The sequence below is a fragment of the Rhizobium sp. NZLR10 genome (assembly GCF_019685125.1).
Lineage (GTDB): Bacteria > Pseudomonadota > Alphaproteobacteria > Rhizobiales > Rhizobiaceae > Rhizobium.
The window spans coordinates 54,378-79,620 of record NZ_JABDWE010000009.1 but is presented as its reverse complement, the minus strand read 5'-3'; the positions used below and the strand labels follow the sequence as shown (position 1 = coordinate 79,620).

The 25,243-nt window shown below is 57.0% G+C and carries 21 protein-coding genes and 2 pseudogenes; 2 read left to right on the top strand and 21 right to left on the bottom strand.

Going from position 1 to position 25,243, the window contains the following annotated elements; genetic code table 11:
- Nucleotides 1-287: 287 nt before the first annotated feature.
- Complete coding sequence (locus HJB82_RS15270) at nt 288-1,388, bottom strand: TlpA disulfide reductase family protein (protein WP_311044403.1); 1,101 nt, start codon at nt 1,386-1,388, stop codon at nt 288-290.
- Between the two features lie 678 nt (nt 1,389-2,066).
- Between HJB82_RS15270 and HJB82_RS15265 the strand changes: the two genes are divergently transcribed.
- On the top strand, nt 2,067-2,408 hold the full coding sequence (locus tag HJB82_RS15265; RefSeq protein WP_221140488.1) for a hypothetical protein: 342 nt from the start codon (nt 2,067-2,069) through the stop codon (nt 2,406-2,408).
- A 57-nt stretch (nt 2,409-2,465) separates the two neighbouring features.
- Nucleotides 2,466-2,603 (top strand): annotated as a pseudogene (locus HJB82_RS15260) (IS481 family transposase); the annotation flags it as partial.
- A 188-nt stretch (nt 2,604-2,791) separates the two neighbouring features.
- Here the strand turns inward: HJB82_RS15260 and HJB82_RS31605 are convergent.
- The 20 genes and pseudogenes from HJB82_RS31605 to nifD all read right to left on the bottom strand — a co-directional run bounded on the left by HJB82_RS31605 (nt 2,792) and on the right by nifD (nt 25,168).
- Nucleotides 2,792-3,322: a hypothetical protein gene (locus HJB82_RS31605; protein ID WP_221159701.1), complete on the bottom strand. Its 531-nt coding sequence runs from the start codon at nt 3,320-3,322 to the stop codon at nt 2,792-2,794.
- Nucleotides 3,323-3,453: 131 nt separating this feature from the next.
- Entirely contained in the window at nt 3,454-4,116 is a 663-nt protein-coding gene (locus HJB82_RS15250; protein WP_168260073.1) for a transcriptional regulator, read from the bottom strand.
- 40 nt (nt 4,117-4,156) lie between these two features.
- On the bottom strand, nt 4,157-4,552 hold the full coding sequence (locus tag HJB82_RS15245) for a hypothetical protein (protein WP_221140483.1): 396 nt from the start codon (nt 4,550-4,552) through the stop codon (nt 4,157-4,159).
- A 176-nt stretch (nt 4,553-4,728) separates the two neighbouring features.
- Entirely contained in the window at nt 4,729-6,285 is a 1,557-nt protein-coding gene (rpoN, locus tag HJB82_RS15240) for an RNA polymerase factor sigma-54 (RefSeq protein WP_221140481.1), read from the bottom strand.
- Between the two features lie 312 nt (nt 6,286-6,597).
- A complete protein-coding gene (ccoS, locus tag HJB82_RS15235) occupies nt 6,598-6,756 on the bottom strand; it encodes a cbb3-type cytochrome oxidase assembly protein CcoS (protein ID WP_221140480.1) in 159 nt (52 codons plus the stop codon).
- Nucleotides 6,753-9,038 carry a cation-translocating P-type ATPase gene (locus HJB82_RS15230; protein ID WP_221140478.1) on the bottom strand — a complete coding sequence of 762 codons (2,286 nt, stop codon included), beginning with the start codon at nt 9,036-9,038 and terminating at the stop codon, nt 6,753-6,755. Before HJB82_RS15230 ends, ccoS begins: the two co-directional genes overlap by 4 nt.
- Nucleotides 9,035-9,520, bottom strand: coding sequence for a FixH family protein (locus tag HJB82_RS15225; RefSeq protein ID WP_221140476.1), 486 nt, complete (start codon nt 9,518-9,520; stop codon nt 9,035-9,037). Before HJB82_RS15225 ends, HJB82_RS15230 begins: the two co-directional genes overlap by 4 nt.
- Nucleotides 9,517-11,084 (bottom strand): annotated as a pseudogene (gene ccoG, locus HJB82_RS15220) (cytochrome c oxidase accessory protein CcoG). Before ccoG ends, HJB82_RS15225 begins: the two are co-directional and overlap by 4 nt.
- 338 nt (nt 11,085-11,422) lie before the next feature.
- Nucleotides 11,423-12,286 carry a cytochrome-c oxidase, cbb3-type subunit III gene (gene ccoP, locus HJB82_RS15215; protein WP_221140471.1) on the bottom strand — a complete coding sequence of 288 codons (864 nt, stop codon included), beginning with the start codon at nt 12,284-12,286 and terminating at the stop codon, nt 11,423-11,425.
- Nucleotide 12,287: 1 nt separating this feature from the next.
- The gene (locus HJB82_RS15210; protein WP_003568501.1) at nt 12,288-12,440 is read right to left on the bottom strand and encodes a CcoQ/FixQ family Cbb3-type cytochrome c oxidase assembly chaperone; all 153 of its coding nucleotides are present in this window, start codon (nt 12,438-12,440) and stop codon (nt 12,288-12,290) included.
- An 8-nt stretch (nt 12,441-12,448) separates the two neighbouring features.
- Entirely contained in the window at nt 12,449-13,183 is a 735-nt protein-coding gene (gene ccoO / locus HJB82_RS15205; RefSeq protein WP_221140469.1) for a cytochrome-c oxidase, cbb3-type subunit II, read from the bottom strand.
- Between the two features lie 8 nt (nt 13,184-13,191).
- Entirely contained in the window at nt 13,192-14,814 is a 1,623-nt protein-coding gene (ccoN, locus tag HJB82_RS15200) for a cytochrome-c oxidase, cbb3-type subunit I (RefSeq protein WP_221140467.1), read from the bottom strand.
- 1,231 nt (nt 14,815-16,045) lie between these two features.
- Complete coding sequence (locus tag HJB82_RS15195) at nt 16,046-17,146, bottom strand: uridylate kinase (protein WP_221140465.1); 1,101 nt, start codon at nt 17,144-17,146, stop codon at nt 16,046-16,048.
- Nucleotides 17,143-18,168, bottom strand: coding sequence for an aspartate-semialdehyde dehydrogenase (locus tag HJB82_RS15190; protein WP_221140463.1), 1,026 nt, complete (start codon nt 18,166-18,168; stop codon nt 17,143-17,145). The genes HJB82_RS15195 and HJB82_RS15190 overlap by 4 nt, the downstream gene beginning before the upstream one ends.
- Before the next feature lie 326 nt (nt 18,169-18,494).
- On the bottom strand, nt 18,495-18,818 hold the full coding sequence (gene fdxB / locus HJB82_RS15185; RefSeq protein ID WP_168301764.1) for a ferredoxin III, nif-specific: 324 nt from the start codon (nt 18,816-18,818) through the stop codon (nt 18,495-18,497).
- Nucleotides 18,819-18,831: 13 nt separating this feature from the next.
- Nucleotides 18,832-19,173, bottom strand: a complete 342-nt coding sequence (locus tag HJB82_RS15180; RefSeq protein ID WP_221140455.1) for a hypothetical protein — start codon at nt 19,171-19,173, stop codon at nt 18,832-18,834.
- A 25-nt stretch (nt 19,174-19,198) separates the two neighbouring features.
- Nucleotides 19,199-20,518 carry a nitrogenase iron-molybdenum cofactor biosynthesis protein NifN gene (nifN, locus tag HJB82_RS15175; protein WP_221140453.1) on the bottom strand — a complete coding sequence of 440 codons (1,320 nt, stop codon included), beginning with the start codon at nt 20,516-20,518 and terminating at the stop codon, nt 19,199-19,201.
- Nucleotides 20,519-20,595: 77 nt separating this feature from the next.
- The gene (nifE, locus tag HJB82_RS15170) at nt 20,596-21,993 is read right to left on the bottom strand and encodes a nitrogenase iron-molybdenum cofactor biosynthesis protein NifE (RefSeq protein ID WP_221140452.1); all 1,398 of its coding nucleotides are present in this window, start codon (nt 21,991-21,993) and stop codon (nt 20,596-20,598) included.
- A 54-nt stretch (nt 21,994-22,047) separates the two neighbouring features.
- A complete protein-coding gene (gene nifK, locus HJB82_RS15165) occupies nt 22,048-23,589 on the bottom strand; it encodes a nitrogenase molybdenum-iron protein subunit beta (protein WP_168301761.1) in 1,542 nt (513 codons plus the stop codon).
- Between the two features lie 94 nt (nt 23,590-23,683).
- A complete protein-coding gene (gene nifD / locus HJB82_RS15160; RefSeq protein ID WP_168301760.1) occupies nt 23,684-25,168 on the bottom strand; it encodes a nitrogenase molybdenum-iron protein alpha chain in 1,485 nt (494 codons plus the stop codon).
- Between the last annotated feature and the right edge of the window lie 75 nt (nt 25,169-25,243).

Below are 25,243 nucleotides of genomic sequence, written 5' to 3'. Positions count from 1 at the left end.
TGGTTCGCGATTCGGGTAGACCTTGATATCAGCGCTCAGTTTGACATTGCGCAAAGCTCCGATGATCGCCGTCAATGCATCCAAATTCCCGTATCCCAGCGAACGCTTCATTCCATTGCGCTGATTTCGGAAGAAACTGACAGATCGACCGTCTTCCCTCGTGATGCCGGTTGTGGGATGTGTGCGAAACGCGAGCGATCCGGCCGGATCAAACATGCGTTTTTGCTCCAATGGTTCGTTAGAATTCCTGTCGACGCTGTCTGAGCAGCGCCAACAGGTTCCTATTTTCAACACTGCTTTCGCGGAGCTGCACAAATCCCCCCATAACAAACCTGCTCACCCTTATACTCCGCCAAGGTATGCAGCAATTGTGCCATCCGTTCGTGCTTCTCGACGTCCGGGAGAGCCTCTCCGTCCACGAACTTCAGAGCCTGCTCGATCAAATCGACAGCGCGGTCATCGTCGCCGCTCTCATGGTAGTAAAAGGCAATTGTCAGGTAAGAATGATAGCGGAAAGGAGCATCGTGCTGCGGATACAGTCTCAGGATTCGTTCGGAGAGCTCCTTAGCCATCGAAGAACGTTCGGCCAATGGAAGGCCCGAGTAATCGTAGATTGGACCGAAGAGGTCTTGCAGCGCCGCGAGAAGCCAATCTTCAGAGTTTCGTTCAATTGCAGTGCGAGCAAATTGGACTAATGCGATCCAGCCCGCCTCCATGTCGCGCATTACTCCAATCAATATCTCGACATGCTTCTGGTGGAACCTGATGTTGTCCGGGAAAAGGATGATGCCCTCTTCAATGGCAGAGAGCGCCGTCTTCCAATCCTCAATCTCTGTCGCCTCCCGGATTCGACGAAGCAACGCGCGCTGCGGAGCATGGATCTCGGCTTCAGCAATCCGCTCCTCTTCGGCATTTTTTGCTTCGGCGCTGGCGCGCCAGCTGCCGTCAATCACTTTTGGCAGAACGTCCTCGAGCTTAACCAGATCGCCGATAAAGGCGATCCTACCGTCTCGGTCGACAATGAACGCCTTTGGAACGTGGAACGTCAGGCTGGCTTTGAGCCAATCCTTATCCATTTCGCCTGAGTGGTCGAACCCGATCCGTATGTTCGCATTCGGGAGCCATTTGGTTACCCATGCGTCCACCTCAGCTGGGGCCTCGTCAGCCGTTACAATGCCGATGACCTCAATTCCGATATCCCGGTATTGCTCATGCAACTGAGCCAGGCGGGCCAGCGCCGCCCCGCAACCACTGCAGGTAGTCGAAACGAACGCAGGGATGTATATCTTGCCGAGCTGGAAGTTGGAAAGCGGATCGCCTCGCAGCCAGTGCTGCACATTGATAGACGGAGCTGGAGAGTCTATGCCTAAACAAGAGGTCATTTTCATTCTCCACCAATAGCTATCCGACGCTTCGTGCGCCAGGAATGAGCGTGTGAAGTATCAGGCCGAGTTGCTTCGATTTCGAAGCGCGGCGCATGTTCCGTCTGTTGGACCCACGCTTGTGATCTCGTCTTCTAAAATGGCTTCTGCGGGTGCGGGCGGCCATTGCGATAGTGTCCTTCTTTTGGGAGGATGGCGATGTCTCCGTCGTGACAGGAAGACACCCGAGCCTTGATGCAGATGGCGGTCATTGGAATTCCCATTAGTCATGAACACCTATGCTTCTCCGCGTTGGACGCCGCGGGTCGTGCAAGAGACGCCTGTAAGTCAGTCACCGGAGGTTCTGCATCTTTGCAATTGCGGATCCGACCGGGGCCGGGTGTCCATCAATTGTCCGCTTTCCGGAACGACGATCAGGCGCCTGAATGTCCGGCACCCGTTTGATAAAAGGCACAGTGTGCATAGTCACTTGATCTCCCAAAATCGGAACAGGTCAGTAGCGACCCGACTTACTCTGAGCACTACTCGTGCCAGTCAGGTTGCGCCGATAACCCTTTGAAATTGCACATGTGCTGTTGTCGCTATTCGCAGGGTTTGTAGGGCTTCCGACATGCGTTGTCGGAAGCAGCCCCGATCACTACCGCGTTGAAGAGGCGCTCCGACAGGCTTCAAATCGGATAAGTCATGAAGGCTGCGCTACGAGCGGGTAGATTTGGACAATCCCCATACCGTGGGTACCCATCGCCCCTGGTCGCGTCCTTCTCCGGGCGCGCTTCTCGCATCCTGGACGACGGCCGGGTTGCGCAAGATCAGGAGATCCTCACCCTGGATAATGAGGTGGTTGCGAAAAAGCTCATGGCGGTTAGAGCCAATGTTCGGGCTAGCAGCGATCTTGCCATTCACCTCAAAGCTCTGATCTCGTTCGGATCCACCATCGGCCCGGTCCGCCTCCTCACCGAAACGGTTAAGGCCGAGCTGGCGCATTTTCTCAACCTGCTGCGTGAGAACCGATTTTTCCCGTACTAGGTGTTTGATCCCGGGAATTGATGGTGCGATCTTTTCCGCCGAATGGAAGGAAGCACTATCGGCCAAATACGTCACGGCAGCGCCACGACCGCGCACGCAATTCGAGCTGCAATACAGCGATCGCAAGCTTCGGCCGCGGAGCTGAGCCGGAGCTACGGGATCAATCCGAAGACGGTTCTGAAGTGGCGCAAGCGGGCATAAATCAGGCGACCTACTTCAAATGGAAGAAGAAGTATGCCGGCTTTCCGCGCCGATCAGGCCTGTCTGGAACGTCGTCTTCGTGAGATCTGCGAGAAGCGTGTGCGGTACGGCTATCGTCCTCAGCATAAAATGCGTTGACACGCAGCTCAAACCCGCGGCCGGTGGATCGGACTTGGACACGTTCAGTGCTCGAAACGCTCCAGCATATGCTTCAGTTGCGCATTTTGCATTCGAAGCTTGCTCTCGAGTTGGTGGCGGAGGAGCCTGATCTCTTCATTGAGATTGACCGCATCGTCAGAAGCAGTGCAAACGCTCGGGGACCGTGGGAGAACGACTGCAATAGTTTTCGACTTCTTGCCCCGCGTGCTGCGCTTTCGCGTTTGACCTTCACCCGCGGCATGCGCAGCTATGTCGACTTCATCGAACAAAGCTGGATCAGCTCCTTCCTCCGGTCCCGCGCCTTCGATATCTGCGGGACCATTAACAGCGCTTGCCGCCTCTTCGGCACGACCCGGGTCGACTGGCGCCGCCGCGGAATGACCCTGGAGAACTGACTTTTCATCGGCCGGACGGTCTGCGGCGCCTAACTGGTTGTTGGCTGCCGGCTTGGCAATGGCCAATACGTCCTTCACGGCATCGGTCGAGCCGTGTTCTTGCCTCTGCTGCCGTTGCGGGGACACCAGTCTGGCAAGAAGCTTCCATGGAGACGCCATTTTATTCGACCTCGAATTCTACCCCGTGCGCAAACTACGTGCAAAAGCGTTGCCGGCATGACTAACCGCCGCCAAACTATTCGCATCAATAAGCATGAGAATGCGGCCAGCGCTTGATCGACGGCTGTCGATCAACCGAGGTTGAGCCTCTTTCGCAGATCGGCATTTTCAGCACGTAGCTTCTCGGCCAGCAGCTTCCGCAGTCTTTGATTTTCCTCTTCCAGCTGCAGAAGATCCGAAAACTCGTCAACTGCAGCTACCGACGGTGCCGTCGCTGCCTGAACCGCCCTCGGAGCACGCCTGATAGGCGCACGTCTGGCGTTTGTCGCACCTTCGTCAGACTTTGCTTTGCGTCCTCTCTTTTGCTTTCCGGCGGTGGCATTCGAAGCCAATGCTGGTTGCACAGAAACCGGGGCTGGGGCCGTTTCAGGCACTGCCTTCTTGGCGCGAGGTTTGCGCACTTTCTTCGATACATCGGACGCGATCGCGGCCGGCGGTTCAGCATTGATCATCGTATCGTTTTCGTCGGCCATTGTGGTCTCCTGTAAAGCCGATGCATTTGTCTCCTGCTCGATCGGCAGTGTCAATAACGACCCAGCCTGTTCTTCTCCGGATACAAGCATCTCGCTGCTTTTTGCCTGAGGAGTTAATGACAGAAATGGCATTGCCTCGTTCTGAAGATCTTGAGCAACGGACTTGAGATCGGTGTCTCCCCAGATTGAGTTCGGTTTGAAATTGAGTTTCCGGCGACCTGATTTGTACTCGACGGCAAAGCTGCGTTGGACTTTTTTCATCTTAAAGAAGCCTCGGGTGTCTGATTCGGCGGCGACGTCTTCAGCGTCGCAAGCCTTTCAGATAGCGACTGCAGTCCATCCGGTCTATATTTTTTGAATATTGGCTCACTGGGTCGAATCGAAAACAAGCAACTGCTATGATATCGTTCCGTTGGCGCCGCTCGATGATTGCGAGCCGATCTTGGCTGGTGAGAGGATAGCCCTTCGACGTGGCAACACGGCCTGATCCGATGTTCCGGCTATACAAACATTGCGTTAGTTCGTTTTGCGCCGAACCATCGCATAGACGACCAATAGCTGACGCGCCGAACCCGATCACGGTTGTGCAAGTGTCGGGCGAATAGCCGAATGCGTGACGTAGAAAATGGCCGGCTTTCTGCGCCAGCGCAAGCTCATCGTCCGGCAAAGCGAAAAAGATCGAGCGCAATTGGGTCATAGTCCTCCGCAATTAGGGTATCGCCCACGCCGCGGCCTAACCGGCTCGGGTAGGCATATCCGGCAATGCCTTCTCCTCGATCAAGGGTTGGTTCTATCGTAACCTGAGCGCAGCCGGACACGGAAACCCGCGCCGCCGATTAGAGCAGGATAATTCGATCCGGGTTGAAGACAGCCTCAGAAGCCCGCGACCTTGGCGAGTGCCCGCTTCTCGCGGCGGCGCTGGACCGAAGAGGCGATGTTCATCTCTTGCCGGTATTTCGCAACCGTGCGGCGGGCAAGATCGACGCCGCCCTTCTTCAGCATCTCGACGATATCGTTATCGGAAAGCACCGCCTCCGGGCTCTCCCGCAGGATCAGCGCACGGATCTTGTGACGCACGGCTTCGGCCGAATGGCTGTCACCGCCCGCGACGGCGCTGATCGAGACGGTGAAGAAATATTTGAGTTCAAAGAGGCCGCGTGGCGTCAGCATATATTTGTTCGACGTGACGCGGCTGACGGTGGATTCATCCATCTTGATCGCCTCGGCGACCGTCTTCTGGTTCAGCGGGCGCAGGTAGTCGACGCCGTGCAACAGGAAGGCGTCCTGCTGGCGGACGATTTCGATTACCACCTTCATGATGGTTTTTTCCCGCTCGTCGAGGCTGCGCTTCAGCCAACTGACCTTCTCCTGGCAACCGGCAAGGAAGGCGCGAGCTTCGTCGTTCTTTTTCACCAGGGAAGAATAGGACTTGTTGACCAGCACGCGCGGCAGCGTATCCGGATTGAGCTCGACCAGCCAGCCGCCGTCCGAGGCGGGCCTGACGACTACATCCGGCGTGATTGCTTGGGAAACACCCGCTTCGAAGCCGCTGCCGGGCTTGGGATTGAGCTGACGGATCTCGCGGAGCATGTCGAGAAGATCTTCCTCGTCGACGCCGCAGAGCCGCTTCAGCGTGGCAAAGTCGCGCCGGGCCAGCAGTTCGAGGTTTTCGACCAGAGCCTGCATGGCCGGGTCGTACCGGTCCTTCTGCCTGAGCTGGATCGCCAGGCATTCGGCGAGGCTGCGGGCAAAAACACCTGGCGGATCAAGGCTCTGCAGGGTGGCAAGCACGCGCTCGGCCTGTGCGAGGCTCGTGCCCAGCCTCTCGCTTGCCTCGACAATATCGGCCTGCAGATGACCTCGCTCGTCGAGCTGGTCGACGAAAGTCTGCGCGATCAGCCGGTCGGCCATGTCAGGCAGGACGAAGGGGATCTGCTGGGCGAGATGATCGCGCAGCGACACCTGACCGGCGACGAAATCGTCGAGATCGTAGTCGGCGCCTTCACCGCTGCCCGGCATCGACTTCCACTGGCTGACGAGTTCCGGCGCATCGAGGCGCTGCGGGGCGCCGTCGTCAGGAAAGACATCGGTGTAGTTGGCGTCGAGCTCGTCGTTCAGTCGGCTGGTGCTGGCGCTGCCGCCATTGTCGCACCAGTCGGTGGAGAGCGCCTGGTCACGATTGTCATAACCATCGTCCCCGCCAGCATCCTCCGATTGATGAGCATACTCACCATCTTGGGTTCCGCCGCATTCGCCATCCGCCACGTTGTCGTCCTGAAATTCGAGCAGCGGATTCTGTTCCACTTCTTGAGCGATAAACTGGCTGAGTTCGAAATGATTCATTTGCAGCAACCGGATGGATTGCATCTGTTGCGGTGACATCACCAGGGACTGGGTCTGGCGCTGGATAAGATTGGCGGAAGGTTTCATGATAAAGTCCACTTAATTCTCGGATCAATGCCCGATCATGACCTCAGGGCACGAGATCGATGCCGTCAGGTGGCACGTGCTTGGCATCATGAACCAAATTGGGGCAACTTGGGCGCCCCGTCGCTTAGTAGCTTTCAAGAAAGCCCTCCAAATCATCGAGTGAATCCCGAAAAGAATATTCCTAAGTTTTAGTTATTTTGGCGAGCCGTGAACTCGGTTAGGAAAGGGAATTTGTCGCGGAGCCGACAAACGACGACAGTGCAGATTGTCGCAATTCTGTATCTACATTTCCTTTTTGGACCCAGTGTTTGGTCAGGGTTTTCGTTGATCGGTTTCGTCCTGGGCGAGGATTCGCCAGGCGGCGCCTTCAAGGTCGTCGTACTGGCCGCTCTTCAGCGACCAAAGGAATGCCAGGAGTCCTATTCCTCCCATCAGCAGCGCGATCGTTATGAGATAGATCAACATGTTCATGCGGCTTTGACCTCCGCGATCCTGCCGATCCGCCCTCGAATGTGCATATCCGGACGCTTGCTGAAGGCGTTCAGGCGCAGTGCGTTCGTCACGACGATGATCGAAGATGTCGACATTGCCACCGCCGCTATCAGCGGCGTCGCCAATCCGGCGATGGCGATCGGCACCGCCAGCGCATTATAACCAATCGCCAGAACAAAGTTCTGCCGGATCAGCGTGGCAGATCTTCTCGCAATGGCGATCGCTTCCGGAACAGCGTCAAGGTGATCGTTGAAGAAAACCAGGTCGGCCGCCTGTCTGCCGATATCGGAGGCTGTGGCCGGCGCCATCGAGACATGCGCGGCAGCAAGCGCCGGGGCGTCGTTGATCCCGTCGCCGACCATGAGCACGCGACGACCTTCGCCATTCAGCCTCTGGCATTCCTCGACCTTCTGTTTCGGCGTCAGAGAGCCCAAAGCCCTGTCGATACCTAGGGCATGTGCCGTATTGTCGACGACGGTTTGCCTGTCTCCGGACACGATCAGCGTTTCAAGGCCGGCTGCATCGAGCCGGTCGATGGCCTCGCAAGCACCCGGACGAAGCGTGTCATCGAAGAAGAAGCGGGCAAGATCGACGCCATTCTTCGACAGGACCACTTCCGAGAACGGACTGTCGGCGGTGCGGGGCACGACGCTGGTTCCGCAGGCAAACGCCGCGTTGCCCAATCGATAGACATCTGCTCCGTTCCTGGCTTCCAGTCCCCCGCCGGGGATTTCCGTGACGAGGTCGAAGAACATGAGGTCGGTTTCGGTATCCCGTACCAGGGCCCGAGAAAGAGGATGCCGTGAATGCGCTGCCAATCCACGAGCGATCACGGTGGCGCTCTCGTCCATGGCGTCCACTCTGACAAGGCGCGAACTGCCGATCGTCAAGGTGCCCGTCTTGTCAAAGGCCACGGTGTCGGTCTCGGCCAGTCTTTCGAGTGCTGAACCGTCCTTCACCATGATGCCTTTCCGGAAAAGCTCCCCCGCAGCGACAACCTGGACCACGGGCACGGCAAGACCCAACGCACATGGGCAGGTGATGATCAGCACCGCTACGGCGACCAGCATGGCCTGTTTCCAATCTCCGCCCAGGAGGCCCCAGGCAAGGAAGGAGACCAGCGCCAGCAGATGCACGACCGGGGAATAGAGTGTCGCAGCGCGATCGGCGATCCTGCGATAGCGAGCTCTTCCGCCCTCGGCGGCTTCCATGAGGCCGATGATCTCCGAGAGAAGCGAATTCTTGGCAATTCTCGTCGCCCGCAACACGAGGGAGCCGGTCAGATTCATCGCCCCGGAACTCACTTCGCTGTTGCTGGCGACGGCGACGGGGCTGCTCTCGCCGGTGACGATGGAGAGGTCCAGGTCGCTCTCTCCGCTGACGACGATGCCATCGACGGGAACCCGTTCGCCTGCGGCTATCGAGATTTCATCCCCCGCCGCGATCTCATCTACCGCAATGTAGCGTCGCGACCCGTCCGGATTGATCAGCAATGCTCCGCGCGGGGCCAGTCTAGCGAGTCCGTTGATCGCCGCCCGAGCCTTTTCCCGCATGACATGATCGAGGGTTCTGCCGATCAGCAGGAAGAAGAGCAGCGAGACCGAAGCGTCGAACCACGCATGCTCGCCGTGATGGACGGTCTCCCACAATGAAACGGCATAGGAGAGCGTCACGGCGAGCGAAATCGGAACGTCCATGTTGGTGCGCCCATGCCGCAGCGCATTCGAGGCCGATTTGAAGAAGAAGCGCCCCGCATAAACCAGCGCGGGCGCTGCTATCATCGCCGAGATCCAATGAAACATGTCGCGCGTCGCAGCATCTGCGCCCGACCAGACCGATACCGAGAGCAACATGATGTTGGCGGCCGCAAAACCGGACACGCCGATCGCGAGGAGAAGTTGATTTCTGGTCTTGTCGTTCTCGGGAGCTGAGGGCGTGAAGACATGCGCGCGATATCCGGCCGAGTTGATCGCTGCGAGGATCTTGGACGGATCGGTTGCGCCCGTCTCGATCTCCTCCTGGTAGACGCAGCTCACCCTTCGCGCCGTGAGATTGACTCGTGCTGTCTTGACGAAGGGAAGCGCCAACAACGCCCTTTCGATGGTCGAAATGCAGCCACCGCAGTGGGCGTCGGGAACGCTCAGGTCCAGCTGGCGCAATCCTTCGCCGAGCGGCTGGCTGGCAAGGCGAACCTCTTCGGCACTGAATGATGTCGTGCTGAGGGCAAGCACGCTTTCCGCGTCCATGGTACAGCAGCTCACTGGCCTAACTCCGCGGTATCGATGCGTTTTGCCTCATGCATGACGACCACGCCGCCGTTTCGCGAGATGGCCTCGACGATCCAGTCACCGTCGGCTAGATCATGCTCCGCTTCGAACCGCCCCGCTGCTCTCTTCCTGAGCGTAAGGAGGAAGTCTTCGTGGTCTCCGACCGGACGTTTGAAATTCAGAATGACGTCGTCGACGATCGCAGGCGATCCGCTCTTGTCGTGAATATCGTAGCGGATCTCGTGCCCCTTTATGGAGAGGTTGCCCTCGATGTCGGAAGCGGCCATTGCCTTCATCGCCGCCGCTTTGCGGTTGAACTCCTGACTGGCGACATAGGTGTTTTCCACGACCAGACCGCTCCAGCTGGAAGAGGCATAGAAGGCCATGGTGACGTTCACCGCGATCACCACGCCAAAGAATGCCGAGGTCGAAAGCAGCATGTGCAGGCCTGTAAAACCTTGAGCAGAGGTCTTCATTTGATGTCTCCCGGTGCATTGAACGCCGCGCGGTAGGTTGCCCGATCGGCATGATCGATATCTTCGATAACGAACAGAAATTCATTGATCGGGGCTCCGGTAGGCTTGCGCGTAACGAAGATCTTCAGCGTCGTGGCCGCGTCGGGCTCGGCATGAACTGTAAAGCTGCGGGCGTCTTCATTGCCTACCTCGGGAATACGCATCGTCGCCCCCTCCAGCCCGACCAGGCTTATGTTCACATCCCTCGGCTTCGGCACCATGTTCAGGATACGAAGCGTGTAACCATTCCGCAGCGAGCCGTCGCTTTCCAGAACATACTGGGGGTTTCGGTCGTGAACGACGTTGAGTTCAAGGCGCTCCCGAAAGGTGAGATGGACGAGCATGGCCACGCCGACTGCCGCCCAGGAGAGTGCGTAAAGAACGATTCTCGGACGAAAGATGATGCGCCAGTTGAAGTGCCGGATCGCCGGAACGAAAGTCCCATCATCGTTTCGAACCCTTGACGGCTGAACGGCTGTTCGCCCTACCCTGGTGGCAAGCGACATGTTGCTCGAGTATTCGCTCAGCGTGGCGTAGGCGATCAGGCCGCGAGGCTTCCCGCGCTTGTCCATACGACCGTCGCAGGCGTCGATGCAAAGCGCGCATGTGATGCACTCCATCTGCTGCCCGTTGCGAATGTCAATTCCCATCGGACACACCGCCACGCAGGCATTGCAATCGACGCAATCCCCAACCGGGATGCCCCTGGCTCGAGCGCTCTTGGGGTACCGCGACCGCTGCTCGCCCCTCCAGGCATTGTAGGTGACGACGAGAGAATTTTCGTCGAGCATCGCACCCTGGATGCGTGGCCAAGGGCACATATAGGTGCACACCTGCTCTCGCATGAGACCGCCGAGCACATAGGTGGTTGCAGTAAGGATGGCGACGGTCGTGTAGGCGGCTGCAGGAGCGTGGCCGGTGAACAGCGAAACAAGCAGGCTCGGCGCGTCGGCAAAATAAAAGATCCACGCTACTCCCGTGACTACGCCTATCAGCAGCCAGATCGAATGCTTGACGACACGCTTCCTCAGCTTGGCAAAGCTCATTGGCCTAGCGTCGAGCTTCATTCGCGCGTTTCGATCGCCTTCGAGTGCACGTTCGACGACGAGAAAAAGATCAACCCAGACGGTCTGCGGACAAGCGTAGCCGCACCAGGCGCGGCCAACGGCGGAAGTGACGAGAAACAGGCCGAGGCCTGCCATGACGAGGAGACCCGCTACATAGTAAAATTCCTGAGGCCAGATTTCAATGAAGAAAAAGAAGAAGCGCCGTGAGGAAAGGTCGATGAGGATTGCCTGGTCAGGCGCGTAAGGCCCGCGATCCCAGCGAATCCATGGCGCGAGATAGTAGATGCAGAGCGTAACCAGCATGACGATCCACTTGAACCGACGGAATCGTCCCTCTGCACGCTTGGGAAAGACCTTCTTCCGAGGAGCGTAGAGAGGCTGCCGGTTGCGACGGGCGTTGACTGGCTCGCCACTGAGCCTTTTGATGTATCGGGATCTGGGGCGGTGCGGAGGTTCATGGGGCCTATCGGACTTCATCTGCCGTTGTCCCATCTGCTGCGCATCTGCCCTTGATGCAGATCAAGAGACAAGGCCTTCCCGCGAAAGGAAAACGCCATGGAGAGAGGGCGTGGCTTTGGGGGGCTGCGGGGGAACAAGCAACCACGCTGGAACGTCCTCGACAAGGCTATTGCAACCGGCTTGTCTGCTCGTGGTCTTTGAGGCAGGTCCAACTGATGATCGACCTGCCGCTCTTTGCTAGGTCGTCCTGATTGGAAGGTGGCGGCGTGGCCTTGCCGCGTCGTGCCATAGAGATCGAAGATTTGGTTGTCGCCGTGAGCTGTCATGGTTTTTTTCCTCACGTCCCGCCGCCAAGCGAATGCACGAAAATGGTAAGTTCCTTGACGGTCGTATCGCCGAGACGCCCTGCCCAGGCAGGCATGACGCCATGCTTGGGAGCGGCCACCTGACGGATGATCGCATCCTCGCCACGTGCCTTCAGCCAGATCGCATCGGCGAGATCTGGCGCGCCCATTTCGGCTTTTCCTTTGGCGTCGTCGCCGTGACATGCGGCACAGTTATCGACGAAGACCTGTTTTCCGGCCTCTGCGAGGCCGGGGTCCGACGGTGTATTGGTCAGTCCCCAGACGTAAGCCGCGACCTGCCTTGTCTGGAGGGGATCCAGAACATCGGCAAAGGGCGGCATCTCGGAAGCATGAGTGTCCGTATCCTCGTTGAAGCGAATTCCATGCGCGATCGTCGCCTGGATGGCATCCAGGTCTCCACCCCACAGCCAATCGTCGTCGTTGAGGTTCGGAAATCCCGGGCCGCCGCTTGCTCCCGAGCCATGGCACGGCGCGCAGTTCACCTTGAATGCAGATGCGCCGCCGGCGACCGCGAATTCGCGAAGAGCAGAATCGGAATCGATCTCGTGCACCGTCTTGGCGGCGATCAGATCACGCAGCGTCGTCTGCGATGCTTTGGCCTGATCCAGGTTCTGCTGCAACTCGGCGCGGCTGGAGAAACCCAGCATGCCCTTGGTGGCGTCGGTAACCATCGGGATCGCGGGATATGCGATCGCATAACCCAAGGCCCAGACGATGGTGGCGTAGAAGGTCCACACCCACCAGCGGGGCATCGGATTGTTGAGTTCGCGGATGCCGTCCCATTCATGTCCGGTCGTTTCGACGCCGCTAAATTCATCGATATGTTTTTCCGACATCTCAATCGTCCTTCAAGGGAATATCGGCGGCTTCTTTCGCCGTTTGCTTGCTGCCTGGGCGAAGGGTGAACACAACCGCGCCGACGAAGAATGCCGCCATTGCCAAAAGGCCCCAGCTGTCAGCGAAGTGTCTCATTGCAGTGTAGGTTTCCATGGATCACCTCATCGGTAGCCGGTCGCGTCGTCGTAGGTCGAGAAATCGACCAACGTTCCGAGCATCTGCAGGTAGGACACCAGGGCATCCATTTCGGTCAGCGCAGCAGGATCGCCGTCGAAATCGCCGGTCTTCGCCTTCGGATAGCGGGCAAGCAGGGTCGTCGTATCTGCGTTCGGATCGGCTTGGGCCTTCATGTCGGCCTCCGCATTCGCCAGCATGTCGTCGTTGTAAGGCACGCCCACGTCCTCGTTGGCCTTTAGGTCCATTCCCACGTCCTTGACCGTCACCCTCTGCTCTTTGAGGAAGGCGTAACTCGGCATGATCGACTCCGGCACGACCGCCCGTGGATCCGCGAGATGCTGGACATGCCATTCGTTGGAGTAACGTGCACCGACACGCGCCAGATCCGGCCCGGTTCGCTTGGATCCCCATTGGAAAGGATGATCGTACATGGACTCGGCCGCGAGCGAATAATGGCCGTAACGTTCGACCTCGTCGCGGAACGGCCTGATCATCTGGCTGTGGCAGAGGTAGCAGCCTTCGCGGATGTAGATGTTCCGGCCGGCCAATTCGAGCGGCGTATACGGCCGCATGCCTTCCACCTTTTCAATCGTATTCTGCAGGTAGAACAGCGGTGCGATTTCGACGATGCCGCCGATGCTCACGACGAGCAGCGAGCCGACGAGAAGAAGCGTCGCGTTCTTCTCGAGGATCTGATGTTTATCTAGTATCGATGCCATGTCTCACCTCATTCGGCAGGCTGTGGTTGGGGCACGAAAGTGGTTGGGATTGCAGCTTCGTCGCGCAGGTGGCCGCGGATCGTCATGAACACGTTCCAGGCCATGACGAGACCGCCTGCCAGGTAAAGCGTTCCGCCGACCGCGCGCAGCACGTAGTAGGGGAACATCGCCGCGACTGTCTCCGCGAAGGAATAGACGAGGAAGCCCTGAGAATTGTACTCGCGCCACATCAGCCCCTGCTGGATGCCGGCAACCCAAAGCACGGCGGCGTAGACGACGATCCCGAGGGTTGCGAGCCAGAAGTGCCAGTTGACCATCCGCAGGCTGTAGAGACGCTCGCGTCCCCATAGCTTCGGCGTCAGATAGTAGATCGCCCCGAAGGTGATCATACCCACCCAGCCGAGGGCGCCGGAATGCACGTGGCCGATCGTCCATTCGGTATAGTGGCTGAGCGAATTGACGGTTTTCACCGACATCATCGGGCCTTCGAAGGTCGACATCCCGTAAAAGGCGATGGCGACGATCATCATACGGATGATCGGATCGGTGCGGATCTTGTCCCAGGCGCCTGAAAGGGTCATGAGACCGTTGATCATGCCGCCCCAGGAGGGCATCCAGAGCATGATCGAGAAAACCATGCCGAGCGTTTGGGCCCAGTCGGGCAGTGCCGTGTAGTGCAGATGATGCGGGCCGGCCCAGATGTACATGAAGATCAGCGCCCAGAAGTGGATGATCGAAAGCCGGTATGAATAGACGGGTCGGTTGGCCTGCTTCGGCACGAAATAGTACATCATGCCCAGGAAGCCGGCGGTGAGGAAAAAGCCGACGGCGTTGTGGCCGTACCACCATTGGGTCAGCGCGTCCTGGACACCCGAGGAGACAGAATAGCTCTTGGAGCCAAGGAACGAGGTGGGAACCGCCAGGTTGTTGACCACGTGCAGCATGGCGATGGTGATGATGAAGGCAAGGTAGAACCAGTTTGCTACATAAATGTGCGGCTCTTTGCGCTTCAGGATCGTCCCAAAATACACTGCTAGGTAGGCCACCCAAACGATGGTCAGCCAGAGGTCGACGTACCACTCAGGTTCGGCATATTCACGGCCTTGGGTGATTCCGAGAACGTATCCGGTCGCAGCCATCACAATAAAAAGCTGGTAGCCCCAGAATACGTACCAAGCCAGGCTACCGCCGAAAAGACGTGCGCGACAGGTGCGTTGCACCACGTAGAACGACGTCATGATGAGCGCATTGCCGCCAAAGGCGAAGATAACCGCCGACGTATGAACGGGCCGCAGCCTCCCGAAATTGAGATAAGGGGCGATGTTGAGGTCGGGATAGGCAAGTTGCAGCGCGATGATCACGCCAACCAGGAAGCCGACCACGCCCCAGAATACCGTGGCGATCAAGCCATACCGTATCACCTCGTCGAAGTAGCCGGACTTATCGGCGTTACGCTGTTGGCCTGCCGGCGAAAATTCAACCTTGCTGACCATCAGCACAGCCCCCATAACGAGGCAGAGGCAAAGTATGCCCATATGAACCGCAAAGAGATGATCATGCGCGAATGCGGCTAGTAGCAGCGCTAGAAACGCCGCGACCGCGATCACCATCGTTTCCGTTGTGTAATTCATGATGTCGTCCCCAGTACGCCGACGACCGCGTCGCGGCCGTCTTTCTCGCCAGGACTGTCATGAAGCCGCGAATTGCGCCTTGATCTGCGTCAACGAGAGGTCGGGAAGACGGGACTGCGCTACGATTATAATACAATGGGTCGTTTAGTCGTTCGGCACATTGCAACTGTCCTGACATCACGCTGGGTGTGTTAGATCACGTTTTTGTGGTGGATCAGTTCTCCCGGATTGGCGGAACGCGTTATGGGCCAGGTGTTATAGACGAGCGCACGACGACAGATGCAGCCCATCAAACAATGTCAGAGTTTGCTGACGCGCTATAGGATCAACCTGAGGAAGGTGGCCGGAAGAAAAATTATGTTTTTGGCCGACATGCCGTAGGAAACGCCGAATTTAGGGCGCTGCACCCTTGAGGTGAGATGTCCAGAAGGAGGGCTTAGGAAATCGTTGCTAACATCGGCTGGGATACATGTTTCGAGCGGCAACTTGTCGACGGCGTGCAAGCCCGGCGTATAATCAATGAAACACGAGCCGATTGGAAGCAAGCTGCGCGCTTCGCTCGATCGTGTCAGAAACGCCGCTACGGGTGAGCGGCATTATTGTTCCTCTCTATGTTGGTTGTCTGGTCAAAAAGGGGACCGTCCAACACCTGGTTCGCCAAGATAGGTGGAAGTCTCCGATTCGATCAGAGCGTTCCGCAGGGAGCGTTCTCCTCTCGTCGTACAGGGCTGCGCGAGTCGTCCGGCGGCTGGAAGGTGCGCCGAAGACCAAACGCAATGCCATCAAATGGAGGCGCTAGTCATATGCCACCGCGGCGCGGACTGCCGCCAGCCGCATCAATGACCGCGAATGCGAGCTCAATACCTTGCGATGGGTTCTGGCGACCAGCAAGCACTTCATGATCGAGCCTGAGTCAGACAACGATATGCTGGCGCACCGGAGTCGAAGGCTATCAACTTCAGCCGCATTGGGCTGCCTCGTCTTCAATAACGGGAAAGCGCCGATCCGGAACCTACAACCCTATCCGTATTCACCGGTCGGGTCTGTCCGCGCCCTGTCCGTGCGATGAAGACTGCATGTTGAACTCGACGATGTGCCGGGTTATCAGAGCGGTGGAACAGGCGATCGCCGCCAGCGATCAAATGGCTACCAAGTCGACGCGTCCCTGGGCCGATGGCCAGATCAAGCGATTTCGCCGCCGCCTCCATTCGGGCGTCGCTTGTGGCGCTGTTTAGTCGTTCTCTATCACAAGATCGCCAATGGCTGCAGGATGCATTTGTTCGTGGATGTTTTGCGCATGTGCCATGGCGCTCTCGTAGTCAACGTGAAGGTGGACGCGCGACATCGCGCCATTAAGCTCGGTCACCACGACCTTTGATCCGATGGCGACGGCGCGCGTGCCTGCCGTTTCGACGAGGCGCATCGCGAAATCGATGTCGGTTATGATGCAAAGGCAGGGCCTGCCGTCCTCTTCAAAGCATATCGAGCTAATATCGTGTTGATCAAGAAAGACACAGAGAGCATCGCGTTCTGCAACACTCGCGACAGCTAATACTGCTGTGTCGCGTGCTAGTGTCACGGAAGCGGAGTATCCGTGGCCTGTGATGATCGTGCCCGTCGCCGCTCCGTTATCAGTCAGTGCTTTGCACACTATGGTGACTGCGTGCTTATTAGCATAATCCACTGCCCTGTGGTGCAGCACCTTTGCGCCCTGTCGCGACATCTGCGCGATTGTCCCATACCCAATCTTCGGGATGAATCGTGCCCCTGGTACAAGATGAGGATCTGCCGTGTAGACGCCCTTAACATCTGAATATATTTCGCACACTTGCCCTCCCAACATAGCCGCGATCACGACCGCTGTCAGATCGGAGCTGTTTCTGCCGAGAAACGTTAGTCTGCCCGACTGATCAACTGCCTGACCACCCGCGACAACGACAATGTCATGCTCCTGAAGTGCAGCCCTGATTGGCTGAGGATCGACGCTTTCAACTGAGGCGCGACCGAAGTCCGAATTTGTGTGTATCCCTAGGACATAGCCGTTCAACGACGTTACGGGAATCCCAAGGCGACTGACCGCAGCTTCCAACAGGCACGCACTCAGCATCTCGCCGATAGCAAGCGTCGCATCGAGATTCGATGGCGTTGCTTCCCTATTGACGCCAAGCACGGTTGATTTCAGCTCGTCGGTCATTCCAGACATTGCGCTGACCACGGCAACTATCTTGCTTCCTCCTTCAGCTCGCAGCTCAGCTAAATACCGAGCAACTCGGGCATAATGGCAAGGGTCTCGAAAACTCGAGCCCCCGAATTTGACAATAGTCGTCTTCATGATTCACCGATCAAATTTTTGGCGATCGCAAGCTGTGCGATGAGGAGTGCGTTGAGTGCGGCCCCAACCTGAACGTTGTCGGCTACAACCCACATCCACAGCCCGCGCGGGTTCTCTGGATTAACTCGGACCCGTCCGACGTGAACATCTGCAGGATCTCCCAGATAGCGCGGCGTTGGATATCCGTCAGCATAAAGTCGAACACCTGGTTCATTTGCCAGGAGCTCATGGACCTGTTCTAGTCGAACATGTTCGTCAAACTCGACGTATACCGCCTCGGAATGACCCGTCTTTACCGGCACTCTGACGCAGGTGGCGGCTAACTGCAGATGAGGCATACCGAAGATCTTCCGTGACTCTTGAACCAGCTTGCGTTCCTCAAGAGCCACGCCTTCGCGGGAAATCTGTCCGATCTGCGGTATGACGTTGAATGCAAGAGGGACAGGGAAGCTCTCCGCAGCGGGTCCGGTGCTCCCCTCGAGCCAGGCTTTGACACCGTCTTCCAGCTCCTTAATCCCGCGCAGGCCAATTCCTGAGGCGGCTTGAAAGGTGGTCAAAAGAACCTGGCTAATGCCGAACGTCGCTATCAACGGTCGCAGTGCCCGAACCAGCTGTATCGTGGAGCAATTTGGATTTGCTACTATTCCAGACGGTGGACGAACCGTAAGTGAACACGCGTTAACTTGTGGTACGATGAGGGGTACGTCAGGCCTCATTCGAAAGGCATTCGAGTTATCAATCACCAAGGCTCCTTGGGATGCGAACCGAGGTATCCATTCGCCGCTTACGTCGCCGCCTGCAGAGAAGAATGCAATGTCGGTTTTGGTATCACCGATATCGCTAATGTCGCGGAGTGCCTCAACCTGGTATGTTTGGTCTCGAAACTTGAATTGGCGCGCACCCGAACTGGAGGCGAACATCCGCAGTCGATTGACCTTAATCTCACTTTTTTCCAATAACTTGATCAGGGCCGTTCCGACCGCCCCGGTTGCTCCAACGATAGAAATATCTAATGGTCTCATGAGTACCTCATTTAGACGCTCGTGGTTGGATCTTGCTTTCAATATTCGAAGCTCGCTTCGGCCGCCCAAGGATGTAACTGGAAGTCTGTCGTCGCGGCTTGATGCACAGTTCAATGCCTCCTCTCTTCAGATCGTTGGACTTTCGACCTGGTGTTTCCTGCAATAATTGCCTCCGAATGGCAGATTGGACGCCTAGAAAGGTCTTCGCGTCGCCAGCCGGATTTGCTTTCAGGAAGCTGCCATGCGGCCTTCTCCACGTCTTCGAACCGATGCGATAGTCACGCAATTTGGACGGTGCCGGCGGCTTCTAGCGCTCGGAACGGAATTCAAGATTCGTGCGGTGAAAGATGATCAACGGCGATATGAGTCTGGCAGTTCTTTGGACAGACGCGGGCGCACGCTCCGCAGCCGATACAGCGGCCGGGATAATCAATGACCATGATGACCCGACTGAGTTCACCATTAAAGTCGTCCTCGCCATCGCAGGCACCGAGCATGTCGCCTGCTTCATCGATGCCGTAGGGATGCATGACCTCGCGTGAGCAGACCTTGAAGCAGCGACCGCAGCCAATGCAGGTCGCAGGGTTGATCGAATTCAAATATTCCGGCATCCATTGGGATCCGTCGCGAGTCACGCATGAGCTTGTCATAGATTCCTCCAATTTAGCGAGTTCTGCCGATGGCAAATGTGACAGCCGAAGGCCCGCCGATTGCCAGACAAAAACGAGTTGGCAGCTGTCTACAATCTTTGCCCAGCGCAGCCTCACCTTCGCTTCGATGTCTTTCGATCTTGTCGGAGATATTCTCGATCCCGGCGGCTTCCACGAAGGTCCACGTGTCGCTTGTCTCGTCGTAGGTGGCAAATAGTCTGACCGATGCAAACCGCGCTGTCAGTCCCTTCATATCTTGCGTGACGATCGCAATTCGCAGAGCGCCTGCCGGCAGTTTCGGCCGCTGTTGCTGGAGTCTCCCATTGAAGAGTGAGAGGCGACGAATTGATCTCATTTGCGATTCCCGCCTGTCGGTTGGGTCAACTGGACCGTGGGTTCGGAGGGTGGTTGGCCTGAATGATGTTTGCGAGGTCAAAGATCACATCGCGGGTTCCCCGGTATAATATTGTAAGCTTTTGCTGGCTGCCGACGCGGTCGAAAATTGGCAAACCAAGCCGCATCAGCGGAACGCCGAGGCGTTTGGCAGCTTCCCGGCCGTGCGAGTGTGTGGCGATAAGATCGGCCGTTGCGGCGAGACTCTCCAGATCGCTGAGATCACCGACTTTGACGGTGTTGGCCGGTACCATCTCGAGTGCCTTCGAAGTGCCGGTCGTGGCGACTGCGACCGCAATTTCCGCACCCATGGCAGTAAAAAGATTGGAGAACTGGAAAAGCTGATCCGGCTCGGAGGCGATTGCGATCTTCTTGCCTGCCATATGGAAATGTCCGTCGAGCATCGCATCCTGCAGCTGCATTCGATTGCGGCGGACGTTGAGCGGCGCCTGTTTCCGTGACAGAGCGGCAAGCACGCGAATAAAGCGATCGACGTTCTCTAGGCCCGTTAGCGATCTAAACAGGACGTATGGGACGCCGGTCAGTCTCTGTAGCGCTTCAGCCGGTCGCCGCATATGCTCACCGATTGCGATACACTGCATCGCAGTACCAAGATCGCGGATTTCCTGCACTTTCGTGCCGCCATATGTGGTCGGCATCCATTCTTCGGGGATGGACCCGTCGAGCGCTCCCGACACATCGGGAAGGATAACCGGATCGAGCCCGAAGCTTACGGCCGTCTCGCGCAAATGTTCAATATCAGCAACTGTTAAGTTGCAGCCAGGCAAGATCGCGATCTTGCCTGCATCTCGATACTGCTTTTCAGGTCGTGTTATTGCCTCGATCATGGCGGTAACAGCTTTAGACCAACCTTCCTCTATGGCGCCGTCAAAGTCCGGCGTGTTGGCGAGTACCACTTCGGTGCCCACAAGTTCTATCGCCCGCTTGCGTTTTATGTTTTCGACGTCACCGGCGACATCCTCGTCGCGGGCCTCTACCGATGCGGTCGTGCATATCCCGATCAGTCGTGGTCTTGTGCGGGCTTTGAGGCTGAGAATTGCCTCTTCGAGACGATCCGCGCCGCCGACGATTATCGCGGTTTCGTTCATCGCCGTCGTTTGCAGCGGGATCGCTTCATTGAAATGCCTCACGAGCAGTGCGAGCGCGAAGCTCGTACATCCCTGGCTGCCATGGAGCAGAGGTATTGCGCCGTCGACGCCCAGAAAGGCGAAGGCAGCACCAAGCGGCTGAGACGACTTCAGGGGGTTGACCGCCGCCGACTTATTTTGAGATACGACGCGTGCCATAGTACGACCTCAAGATTTTTTGCGAGTGATCTCGCGGTTTTGGTTCGACGCGCTTACGCTTCTCTTTTAGCTCGTTTTTAAACGACCAAGGCCGGCTCCCATGGCGCCGGCTCGCGCACCTGCGGCCACATCGGATTGTGGATTGCCAGGTCAATTTGTCGAGCAAGTTGCACCATTCCCTCATAGCCAGCGTAAGCGTGATGACGCTCCTGGTTGATGTCGAGCCAGGGCAGTTTTGCCTTTAGCGCTATATACTGGGTGCGTCCGCCCGACAGCATGATGTCAGCCTTTCTCTCGAGTAGAAGCGAGAAAAGTTCGCGCGGCGACATCGACTCGAACAGGAGGTTCCCCTCCTTCAGGGTCTGTTTCACTCGCTCTCTATCTTCGAGCGTCGATTTCTTGACTGATGTGCCGACGATCTCCATGCCGATCTCCATCAAGGCATGGACGACCGACCATGATTTCACGCCGCCTGTATTTAGAAGCACGCGCTTGCCCTCAAGGCGAGGTCGGTAGGCTTCCAGCCTCTTCCACACCTTTTCCTCTTCTTCCGCTACAAGGATTTCCGTGCGACGCAAAAGCGAGGGGTCAGCACCTTTCCTTACAAGCAGATCGGCGATCCGCCGGAGCGCCTCCGAGGTGCCGGAAATGCCATAGAAGGAGCCCTCAAAAAATGGAATGTCCCAGCGTTCCTGCATCTTACGTGCCAAAGCAACGAACGCTGTCGAACACACCGTCATCGCTGCGCGTGAGCGGTGGGCGGAGGCGACGTGCAGGTATCGCGCGTCTCCCGGGATACAGGCGCGGACGCGGATGCCGAGCTTATCCAAGAGCGGCTTCACCAGCCAGAACTCACCCGAGAGGTTAAATTCGCCGAGTATGTTGATATCGCAAACGCTTGGTTCATCGGCCTCCACGGTACCAATGACATGCTTGAGTAGCGCCTCGCCCGCTAGCTTGTTGCCGAGGTTCTTAGATCCGAGGAAGCCTGGCGCATTGACCGGCACCACTGGTAACGCAAATTCGTCCGACGCTCGCTTGCAAACAACCCCGATGTCGTCGCCGATCATCGCCGTTATGCAGGTTGAATAGACGAAGATTGCCGCGGGCGCATACCCCTCCTTGATTTCCCGGATTGCTTTAAAGAGCTTCCGTTCACTGTGGCCCATTACGATGTCGATTTCCGTAAGATCAGTCGTGAAGCTCGTGCGCCAAAGTGTTGGACCTGACGAGGCAGTGCCACGGTTGTCCCAGGAATTTCCCTCGCAGGCGAGCGGTCCGTGAATCAGATGCGCGACATCGGTAATCGGCTGCAGTGCGACCTTGGCGCCGTCGAAAGCGCAACCGCCGACAGCCGTTCCCGGGGCCATTGGCCTCGCGCAATTCTTTCGGCGCGCCTTAGGACCCTTGCCGCCGCTCCTTTCACTCGCTAGCTCGTGGAAGGCATCTTTGATTTTGGCGTTGGGCGAGGACATTCGTCTGCCTTCATATCTGGTTTGAGAGATAGGCCGCCTGGCCGGCCGCCGCTCTTAGCGAGTGAGGTCATACGAATAGTCTGTCACACCGGCGTGCATTGTTTCGCGATCGAGGTTGTCGAAGATCTTGTCGAGGATCGCGGTCAAAAGACGCAGTCCGCCCTGGTAGCCCATGAGGGGGAATCGATGATGATGGTGCCGGTCAAAAATTGGAAAGGTCAGCCGAACCAGTGGGGTACCGGTGTCCCGTTCGAGATACTTCCCATAAGAATTGCCTATCAGGAGATCCACGGGCTCAGTGAAAAGTAGCGAGCGCAGTGCCCAGAGATCTTTGCCTGGCCAAACCTGTGCATTCTTCCCGAAGGGCGAGGATGCGAGGAGTTCCTTCATCTCGTCCTCCCAAGCTGAGGTGCCGTTAGTGGCAAGGCAGTGGGTTGGCTCGCCGCCGGTTTCCATGATGAAGCGCGCCATCCCATAGACGAAATCTGGATCGCCGTAGATCGCGTATTTTTTTCCATACAGCCAAGCTTGGCTGTCCGCCATCGCGTCGATGAGTCGCCCGCGCTCCAGACGGATCACCTCGGGAATTTCTCTCGTGGAAATGTCAGATATCGCCATCAGGAGTTCGTCGGTAGCTTCGACGCCAAGAGGATAGCGGAAGGAGGTCGTCGCTTGTCCAACGGCTCTGCAGTAATCCAGCGTCTTGCGAGTGTTGTAATATTGCAGGGACAACGTCCCCTCCGCGTTCAACGCCGCCTTCACGTCATTGATTTTGGTCCCCCCGTCATACATACGAAAGTTACCATCGGAGGGGGTATCGAACTGATCTGATGCGTCCTGGATGAACATGTAAGTCACTTGCATCAAGTCGAGCAGGCGTTTTAATTCGCGATTGTTCCCAACGCAGAAGCCATCAAATCCAGGAATGATGTTAATAGAAGCGGTGGCTTCACTTCGCGCGGTGCCCTTCCAGAAATTCTCCAGCACACCTTTTACCATGCTGTCGTAGCCATCGACATGGCTGCCGACAAAGGCTGGTGTGTGGGCAAAGGGGACATCGAAATCGCGCGGGACCGAACCTTCACTTTTGGCATTTTCGATAAAACCATGCAGGTCATCTCCGATGACCTCTGCCATACATGTGGTCGACACCGCGATCATCTTCGGGTTATAGAGCTTGTACGTGTTGGCGAGACCGTCGACCATATTTTTCAGGCCACCAAAAACAGCCGCGTCTTCTGTCATCGATGACGAGACCACCGATGACGGCTCCTTGAAATGGCGCGATAGGTGCGATCTATAGTAGGCAACGCAACCTTGGCTGCCATGGACGAACGACATCGTTCGCTCGAATCCCGCCGCTGCGAAGACCGCACCGAGGGGCTGGCAGGCTTTGGCTGGATTGACGACAAGGGCTTGGCGGGCCAAGTTTTTCTCTCGGTATTCCCAGCTCTTCGTGAATTCGCGCTGGTCCGACACGACCTGATCCGGGTGTGGGCACTCGAATTTCAGCTTTTTTTTGGCCAACATCTTCCTGTATTCAGGCTCGCAGAATAGGGGCGCGTGGTCGAGAGTTTTCTCAGCTGACTGCGGCATAGGGTCACCTCTTTCGATCTGGCCGCGGCTCAAGGGCGGTCCAGAAACATGCGTCGTTTAAGCCGTTGCGCGTTTACGCGCGAACGCTATGTTCTCACCCAGCAACCGCCGCCAAAATGCGGTCATTTTTCCAGGGCGCGTCGTAGAGACCCCAAACTGGATTGTTGATGGCCATGTCCATGTCCCGAGCGAAAATTGCGAAGCCGTCATAACCGTGATACGGACCAGAATAGTCCCAGGAGTGCATCTGACGGAATGGAATGCCCATTTTCTGCACCGGGTATTTTTCTTTAACGCCGGACCCGACGAGATCGGGCCGAATTCCCTCAATGAATTTCTCAAGTTCATAGCCAGTCACATCGTCGTAGATCAGCGTGCCATCTTTTACATAATGGCCAGTGCGCTGATAGTCGTCGCCGTGACCGAATTCGTAGCCGGTTCCTACGATTTCCATCCCGAGGTCCTCATAGGCGGTGACGACGTGACGAGGACGCAATCCCCCGACGTAGAGCATCACCCGTTTGCCGGAAAGGCGCTGCCAGTATTTGTCGATTACGGCCCAAACGAGGGGTTGGTATTTGGCTATGACCTTTTCGGCTTTTTCTTGGATCTCCGGCCCGAAGTGTTCGGCAATGTTGCGCAGCGAGGCATCGATTTGGGAGTGTCCAAAGAAATTGTATTCCATCCAAGGGATGCCATATTTTTCCTCCATATGCCTGGAGATGTAATTCATCGACCGATAGCAGTGAATGAGGTTGAGTGCCGCTCTCGGCGCGCGCTCCACTTCGGCGAGAGTTGCATCTCCGGACCAGTTGCCGACCACGCGCAATCCGATCTCCTCGAGCAGGATGCGCGAGGCCCATGCGTCGCCGCCAATGTTATAGTCGCCTATGACATTTACGTCGTAGGGACCTGGATCGAATTTTATGTCTTTCTTGTCGAAGACCCAATCTCGAATTGCGTCGTTGGCGATGTGGTGGCCAAGCGATTGCGACACGCCACGGAAGCCTTCGCAGCGTACCGGCACGACGGTCGTCGCGTGTTCTTTGGCCTTCTTTCGCGCTACGGCCTCAATATCGTCGCCAATCAGACCGATCGGACATTCTGATTGTAGGGTGATGCCATTGCTTAGCGGGAAAAGTTCAGCAATCTCATCGATGACCTTTTCCAGTTTCTTGTCACCACCGAAGACGATATCTTTTTCCTGAAAATCAGATGTAAATTGCATCGTCACGAATGTGTCGATGCCTGTCAGACCGACGTAATAGTTGCGACGTTGCGACCAGGAATATTGACCGCAACCCACAGGCCCGTGTGAAATGTGAACCATATCCTTGATTGGTCCCCAGACGACACCTTTTGAACCGGCATAGGCGCAGCCGCGTATCGTCATCACGCCTGGAACAGACTTGATGTTCGACTTTACCTCGCATTCGCTGATCGCGTTTGCGTCCGTTTCGCTCGTTGCAACGCTGAGGTGTTTACTGCGGCGCTTCGCTGCTTTGCCCGGGTATTGCGACAGCACGTCTGCAATAAGCTTCGCATGGAAGTCACTGTCATTATCGTATTTGAGGCTCATTGACACTACCCCTTAGAAAATCCGGATGAAGCCTCATGGCGAAACCTCCCTCACGGGACGGCGGGCGCCTTGCGT

Coding starts and splice junctions, on each gene's coding strand:
- nifD (WP_168301760.1), bottom strand. CDS start 25,168: ATGAGCCTCAAATACGATAATGACAGTGACTTCCATGCGAAGCTTATT.
- nifN (WP_221140453.1), bottom strand. CDS start 20,518: ATGGCACGCGTCGTATCTCAAAATAAGTCGGCGGCGGTCAACCCCCTG.
- nifE (WP_221140452.1), bottom strand. CDS start 21,993: ATGTCCTCGCCCAACGCCAAAATCAAAGATGCCTTCCACGAGCTAGCG.
- HJB82_RS15265 (WP_221140488.1), top strand. CDS start 2,067: ATGAAGGCTGCGCTACGAGCGGGTAGATTTGGACAATCCCCATACCGT.
- HJB82_RS15225 (WP_221140476.1), bottom strand. CDS start 9,520: ATGAAGACCTCTGCTCAAGGTTTTACAGGCCTGCACATGCTGCTTTCG.
- HJB82_RS15180 (WP_221140455.1), bottom strand. CDS start 19,173: ATGAGATCAATTCGTCGCCTCTCACTCTTCAATGGGAGACTCCAGCAA.
- nifK (WP_168301761.1), bottom strand. CDS start 23,589: ATGCCGCAGTCAGCTGAGAAAACTCTCGACCACGCGCCCCTATTCTGC.
- HJB82_RS31605 (WP_221159701.1), bottom strand. CDS start 3,322: ATGGCGTCTCCATGGAAGCTTCTTGCCAGACTGGTGTCCCCGCAACGG.
- HJB82_RS15210 (WP_003568501.1), bottom strand. CDS start 12,440: ATGGAAACCTACACTGCAATGAGACACTTCGCTGACAGCTGGGGCCTT.
- ccoO (WP_221140469.1), bottom strand. CDS start 13,183: ATGGCATCGATACTAGATAAACATCAGATCCTCGAGAAGAACGCGACG.
- HJB82_RS15270 (WP_311044403.1), bottom strand. CDS start 1,388: ATGAAAATGACCTCTTGTTTAGGCATAGACTCTCCAGCTCCGTCTATC.
- HJB82_RS15190 (WP_221140463.1), bottom strand. CDS start 18,168: ATGAGACCATTAGATATTTCTATCGTTGGAGCAACCGGGGCGGTCGGA.
- HJB82_RS15250 (WP_168260073.1), bottom strand. CDS start 4,116: ATGAAAAAAGTCCAACGCAGCTTTGCCGTCGAGTACAAATCAGGTCGC.
- fdxB (WP_168301764.1), bottom strand. CDS start 18,818: ATGACAAGCTCATGCGTGACTCGCGACGGATCCCAATGGATGCCGGAA.
- HJB82_RS15245 (WP_221140483.1), bottom strand. CDS start 4,552: ATGACCCAATTGCGCTCGATCTTTTTCGCTTTGCCGGACGATGAGCTT.
- ccoN (WP_221140467.1), bottom strand. CDS start 14,814: ATGAATTACACAACGGAAACGATGGTGATCGCGGTCGCGGCGTTTCTA.
- ccoP (WP_221140471.1), bottom strand. CDS start 12,286: ATGTCGGAAAAACATATCGATGAATTTAGCGGCGTCGAAACGACCGGA.
- ccoS (WP_221140480.1), bottom strand. CDS start 6,756: ATGAACATGTTGATCTATCTCATAACGATCGCGCTGCTGATGGGAGGA.
- HJB82_RS15195 (WP_221140465.1), bottom strand. CDS start 17,146: ATGAAGACGACTATTGTCAAATTCGGGGGCTCGAGTTTTCGAGACCCT.
- rpoN (WP_221140481.1), bottom strand. CDS start 6,285: ATGAAACCTTCCGCCAATCTTATCCAGCGCCAGACCCAGTCCCTGGTG.